Source organism: Agromyces arachidis (assembly GCF_052805135.1).
The window spans coordinates 208,159-224,496 of the sequence record NZ_JBRBDK010000004.1; the positions used below are offsets into that span (position 1 = coordinate 208,159).

The 16,338-nt window shown below is 74.0% G+C and carries 13 protein-coding genes; 5 read left to right on the forward strand and 8 right to left on the reverse strand.

Annotated elements, in window-relative coordinates; genetic code table 11:
- Positions 1-53 precede the first annotated feature (53 nt).
- Together ACUY4T_RS07725 and ACUY4T_RS07730 are read left to right on the forward strand one after the other, a co-directional pair.
- Positions 54-1,094 carry an NAD(P)-dependent alcohol dehydrogenase gene (locus tag ACUY4T_RS07725; RefSeq protein WP_446018338.1) on the forward strand — a complete coding sequence of 347 codons (1,041 nt, stop codon included), beginning with the start codon at positions 54-56 and terminating at the stop codon, positions 1,092-1,094.
- 96 nt (positions 1,095-1,190) lie between these two features.
- The gene (locus ACUY4T_RS07730; RefSeq protein WP_446018339.1) at positions 1,191-1,679 is read left to right on the forward strand and encodes a DUF6326 family protein; all 489 of its coding nucleotides are present in this window, start codon (positions 1,191-1,193) and stop codon (positions 1,677-1,679) included.
- A 315-nt stretch (positions 1,680-1,994) separates the two neighbouring features.
- Here the strand turns inward: ACUY4T_RS07730 and ACUY4T_RS07735 are convergent, their stop codons facing one another.
- Complete coding sequence (locus ACUY4T_RS07735) at positions 1,995-2,519, reverse strand: hypothetical protein (RefSeq protein WP_446018340.1); 525 nt, start codon at positions 2,517-2,519, stop codon at positions 1,995-1,997.
- A gap of 50 nt (positions 2,520-2,569) precedes the next feature.
- On the reverse strand, positions 2,570-3,619 hold the full coding sequence (locus ACUY4T_RS07740; RefSeq protein WP_446018341.1) for an LLM class flavin-dependent oxidoreductase: 1,050 nt from the start codon (positions 3,617-3,619) through the stop codon (positions 2,570-2,572).
- Positions 3,620-3,848: 229 nt separating this feature from the next.
- Here ACUY4T_RS07740 and ACUY4T_RS07745 point away from each other — a divergent pair, with 229 nt between their 5' ends.
- Both ACUY4T_RS07745 and ACUY4T_RS07750 read left to right on the forward strand, forming a co-directional pair.
- Entirely contained in the window at positions 3,849-5,285 is a 1,437-nt protein-coding gene (locus ACUY4T_RS07745) for an FAD-binding oxidoreductase (protein WP_446018342.1), read from the forward strand.
- Positions 5,286-5,433: 148 nt separating this feature from the next.
- Complete coding sequence (locus ACUY4T_RS07750) at positions 5,434-6,618, forward strand: hypothetical protein (protein ID WP_446018343.1); 1,185 nt, start codon at positions 5,434-5,436, stop codon at positions 6,616-6,618.
- Between the two features lie 46 nt (positions 6,619-6,664).
- On the opposite strand, the gene ACUY4T_RS07755 is transcribed toward ACUY4T_RS07750, so the two are convergent.
- Positions 6,665-7,156, reverse strand: a complete 492-nt coding sequence (locus tag ACUY4T_RS07755; protein WP_446018344.1) for a hypothetical protein — start codon at positions 7,154-7,156, stop codon at positions 6,665-6,667.
- 126 nt (positions 7,157-7,282) lie between these two features.
- Between ACUY4T_RS07755 and ACUY4T_RS07760 the strand changes: the two genes are divergently transcribed.
- A complete protein-coding gene (locus ACUY4T_RS07760) occupies positions 7,283-8,284 on the forward strand; it encodes an LLM class F420-dependent oxidoreductase (RefSeq protein ID WP_446018345.1) in 1,002 nt (333 codons plus the stop codon).
- 1 nt (position 8,285) lies between these two features.
- On the opposite strand, the gene ACUY4T_RS07765 is transcribed toward ACUY4T_RS07760, so the two are convergent.
- The 5 genes from ACUY4T_RS07765 to ACUY4T_RS07785 form a co-directional block, all read right to left on the reverse strand.
- Positions 8,286-8,561, reverse strand: a complete 276-nt coding sequence (locus ACUY4T_RS07765) for a hypothetical protein (protein ID WP_446018346.1) — start codon at positions 8,559-8,561, stop codon at positions 8,286-8,288.
- A 146-nt stretch (positions 8,562-8,707) separates the two neighbouring features.
- Positions 8,708-8,998, reverse strand: coding sequence for a glutaredoxin family protein (locus ACUY4T_RS07770; protein WP_446018347.1), 291 nt, complete (start codon positions 8,996-8,998; stop codon positions 8,708-8,710).
- 94 nt (positions 8,999-9,092) lie between these two features.
- Positions 9,093-12,632, reverse strand: a complete 3,540-nt coding sequence (locus ACUY4T_RS07775; protein ID WP_446018348.1) for a TM0106 family RecB-like putative nuclease — start codon at positions 12,630-12,632, stop codon at positions 9,093-9,095.
- 108 nt (positions 12,633-12,740) lie between these two features.
- Positions 12,741-15,575, reverse strand: a complete 2,835-nt coding sequence (locus ACUY4T_RS07780; RefSeq protein WP_446018349.1) for a helix-turn-helix transcriptional regulator — start codon at positions 15,573-15,575, stop codon at positions 12,741-12,743.
- A gap of 31 nt (positions 15,576-15,606) precedes the next feature.
- Positions 15,607-16,293, reverse strand: coding sequence for a TetR/AcrR family transcriptional regulator (locus tag ACUY4T_RS07785; RefSeq protein WP_446018350.1), 687 nt, complete (start codon positions 16,291-16,293; stop codon positions 15,607-15,609).
- Between the last annotated feature and the right edge of the window lie 45 nt (positions 16,294-16,338).

Sequence of the window (16,338 nt, forward strand, 5' to 3'; positions counted from 1 at the left end):
CGACGTACGGTGTACGAACAGCCGGGCGATCTGCTCGGACGGAAGGAACTCGCATGGGAATCGAACAGCGCTCGGCTGCGGAGACGGACGAGGTCTCGGGGGAGGACCCGGTCGACCGGACGACGATGCGGGCCCTCGTCCAGCACCGCTACGGCCCGCCCTCGGTGCTCGAGCCGTCTCGGGTCGCAGTCCCGTCGCCCGGTCCCGGCGACGTGCTGGTCCGCGTGGGCGCGGCCTCGATCCATCCCGGCGACTGCTTCGTGACGGCCGGCGAGCCGTACGTGGTGCGCCTGGCGTTCGGGCTCCGCCGTCCGCGCCGCGGCATCCCCGGAATGGACCTCGCCGGCGTGGTGACCGAGGTCGGATCGGAGGTGACCGCGCTCCGTCCCGGACACGAGGTGTTCGGCTGGACCGGCTCCGGCGCGCTCGCCGAGTACGCCTGCGTCCCGGCGGACCACCTCGCGACGGTGCCCGCCGGCGTGTCGGCCGTGCAGGCGGCGGCCGTGCCGACGTCGGCGATGACCGCGCTGCAGGCATTGCGAGACGTCGCGAGGGTCCGACCGGGTCAGACCGTCCTGGTCATCGGCGCGTCGGGCGGCGTCGGCTCGTACGCCGTGCAGATCGCCAAGGCGCTGGGCGCCGAGGTGACGGGCGTGTGCCGCACCCGCAACGTCGACCTGGTGCGGTCGCTCGGCGCGGACCACGTCGTCGACTCCACGACGACCGACGTCACCCGCGCCGGCAAGCGCTACGACGTCATCCTCGACAACGTCGAAGCCCAGCCCCTCGCGGCGGTCCGCCGGGCCTTGACCCCGACGGGCACCCTGATCCCCAACAGCGGACGCGGGGGCCGATGGCTCGGTCCGATCGGCCGGATCGTCGGCGCGCACGTGCGGTCCCTCTTCACCCGTCAGCGGCTGAAGCCGTTCACCTCGTTCGCGAAGCACCTCGACCTGCTCGCGCTCGCCGACCTGCTCGCGGCCGGGAAGGTCACGCCGCTCATCGACCGCACCTACCCGTTCGCCGACGCCGTCGACGCGTTCGAGCACGTCGCGGCCGGCCACAGCCGGGGGAAGGTCGTGGTCGCCGTCTGACGGCCGGCCACTCGAGCCACGAGCCCCCTCGCACCAGTCGTACCCAGACCGGCCGCCGCTCCGGCGGACGGACCGCCCCACACGAAGGAAGAACCGATGACCATCCGAACCGAGACCCCGAACGCGCTCGACAACTCGCCGATCCCGGTGCGGGCCAAGCTCGCCGCCGCCTGGACGAGCTTCATGTTCCTGTACATCTACGTGGACTACTACCACCTCTACAAGCCGGGCGTCATCGACGACCTCCTCGCGGGCGTCGTCTTCGAATTCGACATCAGCCCGGCGTTGATGACCGTGTTCCTCGCGCTCGTCACGATCCCCGCCCTGATGGTGGTGCTCTCCATGGCGCTGCCCGCCGGCCTGAACCGCGTCGTGAACCTCGTCGTGGCATCGCTGTACATCCCGGTCACCGTGTTCAACGCGGTGGGGGAGACCTGGGAATGGGCCGCGTTCTACGCGCTCTCCATCGGCGTCGAGCTGCTGCTCCTGGCCTTCATCCTGCGCTCCGCGTGGGCATGGCCTCGAGTCCCGGCCGCCTCCGACGGTTCGGTGACGGCCGAGGCCCGCGAGGAAGTCCGCAGGTAGGGCGCCGTCCGGCGTTCCGGGTGGGACCGCGCCACCTGGGGTCGCGCGAGCTGCCGACGGTGCACGCACGGTCGGGCACCCGACGCCATGCCGTCGAGCCGAGGGGAAAGGTATCCGGCGGATACCTTTCCCCTCGACCGAGCCCGGGATGTCGTGTCTCCGCCCAATCCCTCGGGCACGCCGACCGCAGCGCTCGACTTCAGAGGACGGCATCGGGCGAGGGTCGCGGCATCGCCGACGTCCCGTCCGACGCGACCGATGAACGGCCGTATGGGCGCGCCGCGATCGCGACCCGAGCGCCTCAGTGCGGCGAGCTCATCCCGCGGCCGCCGCAGGCGGGGTGAAGACGCGTCGCGTCCGCGTCCGGGCCGCGAGCACGACGACGAGCACCGCCAGGGCGACGAGCGCGGCCCCGCTCGCCGCCAGCAGGAGCGACGACCAGCCGGAGTGGTCGGTGCCCGAGATGCGGAACGCGTCGGCGAGCGCGAGGTTCGACGAGAACCCGGCGATGAAGTGGGCGGGCGCGCCCAGCACGAGGATGACGAGGTCGACCGCGGCGATCACGGCCGGAGGGGTCCGAATCGGCGCCGCCCACGCGTACGCGAGGACGCCGCCGCCGAGCACCATCCCGACCACGGCGAACACGATCGGCGCGACCGGGCTGAGCGACTCCCCGGCGTCGGCGACGGCCGCATGGATCTCGGGCAGGCTGCGTCCGGGGACGGCCGCCATCGGGTTCAGCACGATGATCTGCAGCGCGCCGAGCACGGCGTACGCGGCGATGACGGCGAAGCCGATGAGGGCGACGAGGCGGGCGGGGAACGCGTTCGGGGCGGTCACGTTCGCGACTCTAGCGGCCCGCGCCCCGCAGCGGGAGGGCAACGACCGGCTCAGGCGGCGAGTCGCCCCGCGAGCAGCTCGAGCGTGCGCTCGCGCCCGGGCGCGGCATCCGTCGGCTCGTCGGCCCGCGCGCCGGCCACGGGCGCGACCATGACCTCGTCGATGCCGTGGCGCTCCGCCAGGGCGCGCACGGCGGACGCCGCGGCATCCGCATCATCGACGACCCACCGCGGGCGCATGCGCGCGATGACCTCTTCGGCGGCGGAGTCGCGGGGAGCGGCGAGCGCCTCGTCGACGGTCTCGAGCGGGCGCATCGGGCGGTTGAGGCGCAGGCGGGCCATGGAACGCAACTGCGGGAGCGCAAGTTCGTCGGCCTCGGCGGTGGTGTCGGCGACGACCGCGTTGACGGTCAGGATCGTCTGCGGCGACGGATGCCGCTCGCTCGGCGTGTACTCGGAGCGGTAGAGCTCGAGCGCGCGCTCGAGTCCCTCGCCCGAGAAGTGGTTCGCGAAGACGTAGGGCAGGCCGAGCTCGGCCGCGAGACGCGCCGAGTAGTCGGAGCTGCCGAGCAGCCACAGCTCGGGCACCGCCGCCGCGGCGGGCGTCGCCTGGATCGGGTACTCGCGCCCGCTCGTGAGCCGAAGCGTCGCGCCGTCCGGCGAGAGCATGGCGAGGATGTCGGCGACGTGGTCGGGGAACCGGTCGACGTCGGCGGTCGGGCCCGACATCCGCAGCAACTGCGTGATCACCGGGTCGCTGCCCGGCGCACGTCCGATGCCGAGGTCGATGCGACCGGGTGCGAGCGCCTCGAGGGCCGCGAACTGCTCCGCGACGACGAGCGGGGCGTGGTTCGGCAGCATCACGCCGCCCGAGCCGACCCGGATCCGCTCGGTGCGCGCGGCCGTCGCCGCAATGAGCACGGGCGGCGCCGTCGACGCGACCGCGGGCATGTTGTGGTGCTCGGCGAACCAGTAGCGGGTGAACCCGAGGCGGTCGGCGACCCGGGCGAGGGCGACGGATGCCGCGACGGCGCCCGACGACGACTGGCCGCTGCGGACGGGGACGAGATCGAGCACGGAGAGGCGAGGGGTGGCAGGCATCCCTCGTGCCAACCGCCGTGGTCGCGGGCGTATTCCGCCCCCGAACCCGAGCACGAGGCGTGAAGCGCGGGATAACCCTGAGACGAACGCCGGGATCATCCTGATCCCCGGTTCCCGCCGCCGTCGTTGTATGGAACCCGTCGTGAGCGCCCCCGGAACCCGGGCGGACGTCGGAGAGAGTCCCTACCTCGGCCCGGCCCGCGACTCCCGCACTCGAAAGGAACCATCCGTGAACACCCTTGCCTTCGACACCGACGCGCTCTCGCTGCGCGAGGCGTTCGCCATGCTCGACGACCGCCTCGACGGCCGGCTCCACCTGCCCGGCGACGCCGACTGGGACGCCGTGCGCGCTGCCTGGAACCTCGCCGTCGACCAGCGGCCCGCCGCGGTCGTGGTCGCGGCATCCGTCGCCGACATCGCCCGCACCGTGCGCGCCGCGCGCGACCTCGGACTCGCGGTCGCACCGCAGGCCACCGGCCACAACGCCGCGCCCCTCACCGACGGCGAGGGCCTCGCCGACGCGATCCTCCTGCGCACCCACGAACTGCGTGCGGTGGAGGTGCGGCCCAACCAGCGCATCGCCCGGGTCGAGCCCGGCGCGCTCTGGGGCGACGTCGTGGCCGCGACCGCGCCGCACGGCCTGGCGGCGCTCGCCGGGTCGAGCCATGACGTCGGCGTCGTGGGCTACACGCTCGGCGGCGGGATCTCCTTCCTCGGGCGCGCGCACGGCCTCGCCGCCAACCACGTCGTGGCCGTCGAGCTCGTCACGGCCGACGGCGAGTTCCGCCGCGTCGACGCCGAGCACCACCCCGAGCTGTTCTGGGCCGTCCGCGGCGGCGGCGGCGACTTCGGCGTCGTCACCGCCCTGGAGTTCGGCCTGTTCGCCATCGACCAGGTGGTCGCCGGGGCCCTGTTCTTCCCGATCGAGCGCACCGGGGAGGTGCTCGGCGCCTGGGGCGAGTGGACGCGGTCGGTGCCCGACTCGGTCACCTCGGTCGGGCGCGTGCTCCGCTTCCCGCCGATGCCCGAGCTGCCGCCGTTCCTCTCGGGCCGCTCGTTCGTGGTCGTCGAGGCCGTGATCCAGGAGGACGCCGAGCGCGCCGAGGCACTGCTCGCGCCGCTGCGGGCGCTCGCCCCGGAGATGGACACCGTGCACCCGCAGGCCCCTGCCGAACTGCTGCAGCTGCACATGGACCCGCCCGGCCCGACCCCCGGTCACGGGGACGGCATGATGCTGGAGGACCTGCCGGCCGAGGCGGTGCGCGCCTTCGCCGCCGCCGTCGGCCCGGACGCCGAGACCGCGCTGCTCTCCGCGGAGATCCGGCACTTGGGCGGCATGTTCGAGCCGTCGGCGGCCGTGGAACTCGCCGCGGACCGGGACCTCCCGGCGCCCGGCGCGATCGCCGGCTTCGAGGGACGCTACCTCGTGTTCGGCGTCGGCATCGCCGTTCCCGAGACGATCGAGGAGGTCGTCGCCTCGCTCGGCCGGCTGCTCGCCCACGTCGAGCCCTGGCGCGCACCCGCCGAGTACCTCAACTTCACCGAGCGCCCCGTCGCCGGCGAGCGGTTCTTCGGCGACGACGGCCGCCTCGCCAGGCTGCGCGCCCTGAAGGCCGCGATCGACCCGACGGGCGTCATCCGCTCGAACCACCCGGTGCGCCGCTGAGGAGCCGCCCACCCGCACGCGCGATCGGACCCGGCCCGCCAGGCCGGGTCCGATCGCCTGCGACTGGGTCTGTCGGATCCGCCTCCGGCTTCCTAGGCTGGGAGCACGCGACGACGATGTCGTCGTCGCCGTGATCGGAGGAGGACGAATGACGGTCCACTACGAACTGCCCACGGCGAGCGACTTCCAGGCGCTGGCCGGTGAGCACCATCCGGCGGTCACGATCTACGCGTCGACGGCGCCGGTCGTGAGTGAGCGCGAGCGCGCCGAGACCGCGGTCAAGAGCGCGTTCGACGAGGCGCTCGACCGCCTGCGCGCCGACGGCGAGGACGCCTCCGCGATCGACGCGCTCAAGACGCAGCGCGAGCGGGTGCTGGCCGACAAGGAGGTCTGGAGCGCGTTGTCGCGGTCGCTCGCGGTGTTCGCGGCGCCCGGCCTCTCCGAGGTCTACGTCCTGCCGAACCGGCTCGACGACGCCACGCACGTCGGATCGCACTTCACGCTCGGGCAGCTGCTGCGCGCGCCGAGCCAGGACCAGGAGGCCTTCGCCGTCACCCTGTCGGCGAACGAGTGGGCGCTGTGGCACGCGCTGCCGACCGCGCGCGCCGAGGAGATGCCGCTCGACCCGAACCTCCCGCGCAACGCCGAGGACGCCGCGAACCGCGCACCCGGCGACGTGGGGAACCGCCGCGTCGGCGGGCACGGCGACCGCGGCATGTCCGAGGAGGACCGCCGGCCCGAGATCAACGACATCTACGCGAAGCGCGTCGCCGATGCGGTGTGGCAGGAACTCCAGGCGCACGATCCCGACGCCCGCGTGCCGCTGTTCGTCTTCGCCGCCGAGCCGCTGCTCAGCTCGTTCCTCGAGCGCGCGCACAACGGCCGCCGAGTGGTGCCCGTGCCGGGCGGCCCGGACCGGCTGAACGCCGCCGAGATCGACGACGAGTTGCGTCGGCGCCTCGCCGAGCTGAACATCGACGAGGCGAAGTCGGCGCTGCGGGGCCTCGCCGACGGCAGCGCCGGGCGTGTCGAGCGCGACCTCGCGGCGATCGGGCGGATGGCGGCCGAGGGCGGCGTCGAGACGCTCTGGTTCGACTTCACGACCTCGGTCAACGGCACGATCGACGCCGAGTCCGGAGCGATCGAGTTCGCGACGGGCAACGGCGGCGGCGACCGGCTCGCCGACGGCACGCGCGCGGGTGACATCCTCCCGCAGCTCGCGATGATGGTCCTGTCGCGCGGCGGCAAGGTCGTCACCGTCCGGGGGGACGACCTCGAGGACACCGACTGGATGGGTCCCGCGGTCGCCGAGCTCCGGTTCGCGCGAGCCTAGTCCGGGCGCGCTCGCCGGGTCGCACCCGGCGAGCGGGTCCGCGGCGTCAGATCGCGAAGGCCGGGCGCGGCATCGCGTCCGCGAGCGTGGCGAGCGCCCGCGATGCGGAATCCGTCATCGAGCGCACGAGCGACACCGCCCCGGCCATGCGCCGATGCGGATCGGGACGCGACGCCCGAGCGCTGGCGCCGAACTCGGGAACCGCCTCGAGCACGGGGACGACGACCGCGGGCTGGCATCCGAGGTGCACCTCGATCTCGCGGGTGCGGGGATCCTCGATGATCGCCTCGAAGCTGACGTGCGCGCGGCGGACGCGGCCGCGGCGACGGGGCGGGGTCGAGCGGATGCCGAGCCGGAGCCGCTCCGGGACCGGAACGCTCCCGATGGACGGGCCGGCGGGGACGAACTCCACCCGCCACAGCTCGCTCGGGCATTCGGCCACCCCGGCGACGTGGATGACGCGGACCCCGCCCGAGGTGATCGCGACCGCGGACAACTGCTCGGGGTGCACGTGCGCGTGTTCGGTGAGGTGGGTCATGCGGACGACCCTAGGGACCCCCCGAGCGGGCGGCATCAGGGCCTGCGCTGAGATGCGCGAGCGGGCGCCGACGCAACCCCCTCCGGGTTCGCCCGGAACCGGGGCGGGCCCGCCTAGGCTGTCACGATGCGATTCGGATTCTTCGTTCCCCAGGGATGGCGTCACGACCTCGTCGGCATCGAGCCGGCCGACCACTGGTCGACCATGCACGGCCTCGCCGAGCACGCCGACCGCGAGGGATCGCCGTGGGAGTCGATCTGGGTCTACGACCACTTCCACACCGTCCCGGTGGCGAGCGAGACGGAGGCGACGCACGAGGCGTGGTCGCTCATGTCGGCCTTCGCGGCGTCGACGTCGCGCGTGCGGCTCGGCCAGATGTGCACGTGCATGGCCTACCGCAACCCGGCGTACCTCGCGAAGGTCGCCGCCACCGCCGACGTCATCTCGGGCGGCCGCATCGAGATGGGCATCGGCGCCGGATGGTACGAGCACGAGTGGCGCGCGTACGGCTACGGCTTCCCCGATGCGCCCGCGCGGCTGCGGATGCTGCGCGAAGGCGTCGAGATCATGCACCAGGCCTGGACGACGGGGCGGGCGAGCCTGGACGGCGAGTTCTCCCAGGTCGACGGCGCGATCGTGCAGCCGCAGCCGCTGCAGCCCGGCGGGATCCCGATGTGGGTCGCGGGCGGCGGTGAGAAGGTGACGCTGAAGATCGCCGCGAAGTACGCGTCGTACACGAACTTCTACGGCAGCCCGGAGCAGTTCAGCCACAAGAGCGAGGTGCTCCGCGGGCACGCCGACCGGCTGGGCCGCGACTTCGACTCGATCGTGCGCAGCGCCAACTTCAACACGCTCATCGGCGAGTCCGAGTCGGAGGTCGCCCGGCGCCTCGAGGCGCTCGAGGCCCGAGTCGCCCCGTACCTCGGGCCGGAGGCGACCGAGCGGTTCATGCACGACTACCGCGGACCCGCGGCGATCGCGGTGGGCACCGTCGACCAGGTGGTCGAGCGGCTGCTCGACATGAAGGCGCGCGGGCTCGGCTACGCCATCCACTACTTCCCCGAGGCCGCGTACGACCGGAGCGGGCTCGAGCTGTACGAGCGCGAGGTGCTCCCCGCGCTCCGCTGACTCAGCCGGCGCCGGACCCGGCCAGTGCGTCGGCGTACTCGGCGAGTCGCTGGCCCTGCGCCTCGGCGGCGCCGCCGGATGCCGCGGCGAGGGCGTCGGCGTACTCGGCGAGTCGGGTGCCCTGCATCTCGAGGGCCTGCGTCCCGGCCGGCCGGGCGCGGTCCTGGTGGAGTTCCACCGACCCGGATGCGGTCCCGGCGACTCCGGCGCAACCGGCCAGCGCGATGGCGAGTGCCGCGCCGCCGAGGGCGGCCGCGGGCTTCCGGTGATCGAACATGATTCCCCCTGGCTCTCACGTGGGGCTCACGTTATGGAGCGGGGGAGGGCGCGGCATCCGGCGCGACCCCTGAGATCGAGAGGCCGGATCCTCAGATCGCGCCGGGGCGCGCGGGAGGGTCGCTCAGCGAGGGAGTGCGGCCGGGATCAGGCGGCGTCGTCCTCCCGTTCCGACTCGACCTCGTCGAGCTTCGCCGCGAGCTCGGCGTCGGTGGGCTCGGTGAAGTGGGCGCCGTCGGGGAACACGACGACGGGGATGTTCGTACGCCCGGAGATGGCCTTCGCGCGTGCCGCTCCGTCGACGACGACCTCGAGGTCGACGTAGTCGTAGTCGACGCCCCGGCGGTCGAGGAGGGCCTTCGAGCGCCGGCAATCGCCGCACCACGCTGCTCCGTACATGGTGATGCGGGCGGGGTTCGAGTCGGTGGGGCTGGTCATGCGGATACCCTACGTGGATATGCTCTGAGGTTTGCTCAGGAACCTGTGCGACGGAACCGGCCGCCTCCCGGCGTGCGAACGGCTGGGCCGCGCGTCAGCCGACGGGAGCGTCTTCGAGGCTCGGCAGCTCGACGCCGACGAGCCGCGCGAACGCGCTCAGCTGGGCCACGCCCTGCGGGGTGCGCGGCAGCACGTCCAGCAGTCCGGGCGAGTACACGAGGAACGCCGCGACCTGGGCCCGCGAGATCGCCACGTTCAGCCGGTTCTTCAGCAGGAGGAACTCGATTCCGCGAGGGGCGGCGGCGGCCGACGACGCCGCGAGCGAGACGATCGCGACCGCGGCCTCCTGCCCTTGGAACTTGTCGACGGTGCCGACCGGGACCTCTCGGAGGCCGGCCCGGTCGAGCGCCTCGCGCACGAGCGCGAGCTGGGCGTTGTACGGCGTGACGACGATCAGGTCGGACTGGGTGAGGGGTCGCGGCTCCGCCCCGACGGCGTCGGAGCCCTGCGACGCGTCGACGTACGCCCGACCGAGGAGCGAGCCCGCGATCCGCGCGACCTCCTCCGCCTCCTCCGCCGACTCCGTGGTGTTGCCCTCGTGGGCCACCGGCACCGGCGTCAGGCCCGGCTCGACGCCGTCGATCGAGCGCAGGGCGGCGCACTCGTGCGAGGCCAGCTCGCCCTCGTACGACAGGCGGGAGACCGGCGCCGCGAGCGCGGGGTGCATACGGCGGCTCTCGGCGAGGAAGTAGCCGAACTCGGGCGGCAGCACGTCGTGCCCGTCGGCGATCCACCCCAGCGCCGACATGTCGACCGGCTCGGGGTGCGTGCCCTGGCTGACCTGCGGCAGTTGCTGGGGGTCGCCGAGCAGCAGGAGGCGCCGTGCGGCGACCGATGCGGCGATCGTCGAGGCGAGCGAGAACTGCCCGGCCTCGTCGACCACCAGCAGGTCGAGTGAGCGGCGGGCGACCCGGCTCTCGTTGGCGAAGTCCCACGCGGTGCCGCCGAGCACGAATCCCGTGGTCGCGTTCGCCGCGACGTAGCTCGCGGCGCCGTCCTTCTCGATCGCGGTCCAGGGTCGCGCGCCCACGTCGTCGCGATCCTTCGGCGCCTTGGCCACCCGGGCCGGGTCGAGGCCGGCGTCGACGACTGCGTCGAGCAGGTGCTCGACGACCGCGTGCGACTGCGCGACCACGCCCACCCGCCAGGCGTGGTCGCCGACGAGGCGGGCGATGACGCGCGACGCGACGTACGTCTTCCCGGTGCCGGGCGGCCCCTGCACCGCCAGGTAGGAGTCGTCGAGGTCGCCGAGCGACCGGACGACGGCGCCCACGTACTCGTGATCGGGCAGCGGCGCGAGCGCTCCGGACCGGGTGCGCGGGGGGACCCGGCGAAGCAGGTCGGTCGCAGGGTCGGCGGGCCACTGCGGATGGCGCTCGGCGATCGGGCGCGCCCATTCGGCGATCGCGTCCTTCTGCCGGCCGGCCGGCGGCGGCGTGCCGGGAACGAGGGCGACCGGCAGCTCGCGCCAGGTCTCGCCCGCGACCGAGCGCTCCTCGATGCGGATGCCGTCGGCGGTGGCCTCGAGGACGGTGGCCCGCGTGGCGCCGCGGGAGCCCGGGCGCCGCGAGGTCGACGGGAACGGCGGCGGCCAGTCGTACAGGACGAACAGCTCGCTGCCGGGGCTGAACCGGGACCCCGGGGCGATCCGCCCCCGCAGCAGCACCTCGCGGCGGTCGTGCTGCTGGCGGCCCTCGCGGTACCAGCCCTGGACCACCACGGTGCGGGCCGGGTCGACGATGAGCACGTCGCGGTGGTCCTCCCACGACTCGAGCGGCTGCTCGACGCGGAAGAAGTGCCCCCACCAGAAGGTCTTCATCTCGCGGTCGTGGTAGTCGATGGCGGCGGCGGCCAGGGCCAGGGCGGTCCGGTCGGGGTCGTTCGCCCGCTCGTCCGCGGGGCCGGCGAGTCGCATGAGCTCGCCGGCCAGCGGGCTGGCGGCGTACTGCTTGGCGGTCGGTTCGGCGAGCAGCAGCGCGGGGACCGGTGCCACCCCGTGCGCGCGGGCGAGCCCGAGCAGCCAGTCGCGCAGTCGCAGCGTCGACACGCAGTCGTAGCGGTTGTACTCGGCGAGGTCGTCGAGCACGCGCCGGCCGGCGTCGGTCTCGCCCGTGGACAGGAGCTCCCGTGCCCGGACGTACTCGAGGATCGAGTCGCCGCCGGACTTCACGTCGGCCTCGCGGAGCTCGTCGCCCATGTAGAGCGGCTCGAGCTTCTTGATCGAGTACGACCGGCTGCCGACCCGCACCGCGCGCTTCACGATCGGGTAGAGGTCGACGAGCACGCCGTCGGCGAGCAGCTGGTCGACCTCGGCCTCGCCGACGCCGTGACGTGCCGCGATCGACGTGAGGTGCGTGCGCTCGTAGCTGGCGTAGTGGTAGATGTGCAGGCCGGGATGCCGCTCGCGCCGCTCCTTCACGAAGGCGAGGAAGCGCACGAGGGCCTCGCGCTCCTCGTCGAAGTCGTGGGCCCAGATGGGCGTGAACCGTTCCTCGACGTCGATCATGCCGAAGAGGTAGTCGAGGCCCCAGCGCGTGGCCGCGCCCTCGGTGTAGAGCGGGTCGCCCTCGAAGTCGAAGAACAGGTCGCCGGGGTCGGGTTCGGGGATCGCGGCGAGCGCGCCCGGCTCGCGCACCTCGACGGGCGGCGGGAGCGGCGGGTCGTCGGGCGAACGGGTGCCGGATGCCGCCGCATCGAGCTCCGCGGCCTCGGCCGCGAGCTGGAGGCGGGCCTGCACGCGCAACCCCTCGAGGGTGGCGTCGAGGACGCCCTCGACGGCGCCGGTCGAGGACGCGAGCTCGTCGATGGTGGAGATGCCCGCCTCGATGAAGTGGGCGCGTTGCGTGGTGCGCAGCCCGGCGACGAGGAGCAGGTCGCGATGCGCCTGCACCTCGAGGTCGCAGGTCGGGCACCGCCCGTCGAACGCGTAGCGCGGATCGCCCCATGCCACCGGGCCGTCGTCGGCCAGGCGCTCCGCGACGAGGTGCCGCAGGCGGTCGCGGCGCAGGAGGTAGACCGGCTCGATGTCGTCGAGGCGGTGCGAACTCGTGGTGCCATCGCCGAGCAGGAGCTCGACCGTGTCGGCGCGAGGGATGCCGAGCCGGTCGAGCTGGGCGGCGTAGGCGGCCAGCTGGAGGAGCGCGGTGACGCGTGCGCGCCGCGCGAGCTTGCTGTCCTGCACGAGGTAGCGTCCGTCCGGCTGCCGGACGATGAAGTCGGCGAAGCCGACGAAGCCGTCGTCGACGAAGGTGGCCTGGAACACCACCGGCGCACCCGACGCGAACGCGTCGCGCGTCGCCGCGACCGCCGCCTCGACCTGCTCGGGGTCGCGCAGGTCGGGTCGGGCGATCTCGACCACGCCCGCGCCGAACTCGTCGCGGTAGCGCTGCAGCACGCGCTCCTCGTGCTCGTCGCCCAGTCGGCCGGCGCGCTCGAGCATCGCGTCGGCGACCGGCTCGAAGAGGGCGTCGCGGCCGAGCTTGACGTCGAGCTCGCGCAGGAACGCGAACTCGCAGTCGGAGGCCTTCTTCAGGTCGCTCGCGCTCGTGACCACCGTGCCGCCGGACAGGTACATCGGGCTCCCTCCGCCGTCGTGCCTGCCACGTTAGCCGCGGCATCCGACACCGGCGAGCGCGGGGCCGGGGCGTGCGACGGTGCGGCACCCGGGGCCGGTGGCGGCGCTTCAGGCCGATCGCTCCCGCCGGCGGACCAGGCTCGCGAGGTCGATCCGATTCGCGGCGCCCGTCTTGCGCAGGAGGTTCGAGACGTGGGAGCTGACGGTCTTCTCGCTGATCGTGAGCAGCGCCGCGATCTCCGCGTAGGTCCGGCCGTCGACGATGTACGGCAAGAGCTCGCGCTCGCGTCGCGTCAGCGGGAAGTCGCTGGCCGCCTCGTCGTCGACCTCGTCGTCGCCGTGGAGGCGCACCCTCGACCAGCGGGCGAGGGACTCGAGTTCGCCGGCGAGTCGCTCGGCCTGGGTCCGTTCGGCGAGCGCCGCGCCGCGTCGGAGCAGCTCGACCGCCCGCCGCCGCGATCCGGAGTCCCGCGCGAGGCCGCGCTCCGCACCGCGCCGGCACGCGTACGCCTCCTCCCACGCGAGCTCGGCGGCGGCGGCCCGGTCGGCGGCCTCGACCCAGCGCTCGAAGGCGTCGTCGTCGTCGCGGGCGCGCGCGACCTCGGCGTCGTACAGGGCGTCGAGGGCGACGAGGTCGTGCGCGTAGGAATCGCCCATCTTCCGCGCCAGCACGTGCGGATGGGCGTCGCGGAACGCCGCGAGCTCGGCCAGCACGTCGTCCGGCGCGATCCTCCGGTCGCGCGCCGCGCCGGCGAGATCCGCCATGGCCCGGGCGGCGAGCGGAACGAGCCACTCGGTCCCGTTCGTGCCGACGTGCGTCTCGATCGCCGGCAGCAGCACGTCGAGTGCCTCCCTGGGCCGGCCCGCGACGATCCACGTCGTCGCCTCGGCGACCGCGTGGCTGGCCACGGCGTAGCTCGGGATCGTCGTGAACAGCTCGCGGAATCGCTGGAGGTGCGCCTCCGCGTCGTCGAGGCGGCCCTGCCGCGCGGCCATCAGCGCGGCGGCCGATCGCAGGCCGAGGTCGAGGTACTCGGGCGGATGCTCGGCGCGCACGAACCGGAGGGCCGCGCGCACCTCGTCGACCTCGCCGATGGTGAGCCAGCTGCTCGCCTCGGTGGCGGCGAGTGCCGCCGTGATGCGATGCGGGGCGCCCGCGCGGCCGAGTTGCGCCCGGAGCTCCCGCAGTCGGACGGCGGCACGTCGGTAGGTCGGCATCGAGTACGCCTCCCAGAAGCACGCGAGGGCGGCCGGCCAGAAGTGCCCGTTCGGCGCGGCCACCGCGAGGGTCTCGCGGGCGAGCGCGGATGCCGCCGGGAGGTTCCGGGACACCGCGGCGAGCTGGCCGGCGGCGGCGAGGGCGTAGGCGAGCGCCTCGCTGTCGCCGTTGCGCCGCGCGCGCTCGAGCGCCTCGGCCGCGTGGGCGGCGCACGCGGGATCGCCCGCGAGCATCTCGGCGTGGGCGAGCTCGCTCAGGGCGAGGGCGTACTGGCGGCCGTCCGGGTCGTTCGCGGCGTACTCGAGGGTCCGCCGGGCGTCGGCGATCGAGGCGAGCTCGCCGCCCATGCGGAACTGGAGCCGGAGTCGCCGCAGCATCAGCTCGGCGGTCTGCGACGGGTCGGCGTCGGGGTCGACCAGCTCGAGCAGCGCGCCGACCGCCCGGTACTCGTCCTCGTCCTCGCCCATCGAGGCGGCCGCCTCGGCCCAGTCGAGCAGCAGCGCGCGGCGGTCGTCGTCGTCCACGATCCCCGGCATCCGCTCGCACAGCTGCGCCGCGCGTCGCGCGAGCCGGAGCCGCGTCGGGTCGTCGACGCCCCGGAGTCGGTCGATCGCCCGGCGTCCGGCGTCGATGCATCCTGCGGCGTCGCCCGCGGCGTCGAGGTGGTCGGCGAGGTCGACGAGCAGGTCGGGATCGTCGAGGCCGCTGTCGACGGCGAGCGCGGTGCTGCGCGCGAGGGAGGCGTGCCGCTCGCGTCGCTCGAACTCCGGCACGGAGGCCACGAGCAGCTCGGCGATGAGCGGATGGTGGAACCAGAGCCGGCCGTCGCCGTCCTGGTCGAGCACGCGGAGCGCGACGGCGGGGCGCAGGTCGCGCTCGGCGTCGCGCCATGCCGGATCGATCTCGGCGATGACCGCGGGCCGCACCGGCTTGCCGTGGATCGCGAGCATGACGGTGAGCTCGCGGCTGGCCTCCGGCATCCGCGACCACGCCTGCAGGAGCGCGGTGTCCAGGTCGGGTGCTGCGGCCGGGGCGGCGGTCGCGTCGGGGCCGATGCCGGCGACGAGCAGGCGCGCGTGGTAGGGGTTCCCGCCCGTCCGCACCATGACGTCGGTCACGAGCGACTCGTGCGGAGGCGCCCCGAGCAGGGCGTCGAGCTGGTCGCGGACCCCGACGCGGTCCAGCGGCCCGACCTCGAGCGCCCTCGTGCCGGGCAGCCGCATGAGGTCGGCCCGCCATCGGTCGACGTCGCGTCCGCTTCCGGCCCGCACGGTCGCGACGATGCCGAGCGGGCGGTCCTCGGCGCCGCCGGTGAGGAACATCATGGCGTCGAGGGTGCTCGCGTCGGCCCAGTGCAGGTCGTCGATCCCGATGACGACCGGCCCCCGGTCGAGGAGCCGTTGCACGGCGTCGTCGAGCCGCACCGGTGCGGGGAGACGGACGGCCGCCGCACCGGCCCCGTGCTCGCCCTCCGCCTGCGCGAGCAGCGACCGGACCGCGAGGTTCGGCACGCGCGTCGTGAGCGGGAGGTTGCGTGCGAAGAGCACCGTGGCCCGGTCGCCGACCCGGTCGAGCGCCGCGCGCATCAGCATCGTCTTGCCGATCCCGGCCTCACCGGTCAGGACGGCCGTGCGCGACGCGCCGTGCAGCACGGCGTCGAGCTCGTGCGAGAGCACCGCGAGTTCGCGCTCCCGGCCCGCGAGGCGTGGAGCGTCGTCCCCCATGTGCACAGTGTGGCATGGAATCGAGCAATGCTCACGGAAAATCGAGGTCGCGCTCCGCATGGCGAAGGGCGCCCTCGCCCGCGCCGCGCTGCGCCTCGCGTCCGAGTGCGCCGCGCTCGAGGCCGAGCATGCCCTCGACCGCGCGATGGATCAACGATCCCCGGTCGCTCGCGTCGCCCCAGCGGACGAGCGCCTGTGCGTTGAGCCCGTCGATCATGCCGAGGAGCTGCCACGCCGTCGCGGCCGTGTCATCCGTCTCGAACCCGGCCTCGGCGACGCCCTGCGCGATCACGCCCTGCACGACCGACTGCCAGGCGTCCATCTGCTCGCGGACGGAGGCCGCGAGCGCGTCGTTGCGGCGGCCGAGCGCCCAGGCCTCGACCCACACGACGGTCACGTCGTCGCGCGTGCCGTCGAGCAGCGTGTCGAGGAGCGCGCCGAGCCGTTCGCGCGGGCCCGGGAGGCGCTCGAGCAGCCGGCCCACCTCGGCGATCTCGGCGGCGACGAGGGTGCCGAACGTACTCGCGACGAGGGCGTCCATGTTCGGCCGGTAGTGCGCGACGAGCGCCGGGGTCACGCCGGCGCGAGCCGCGACGGAGCGAAGGGTCACGGCCGCGAGGCCCTGCTCGAGCGCGATCCGGCGCGCGGCGTCCGCGATCTCGGCGGATCGCTCCGACGGGCTCTTGCGCGACGCCTTCGCGCGGGCGGATGTTGACATCGTGGAGCCAGTCTAGGTAATCTCCTGCACTATTGATCGCACGAT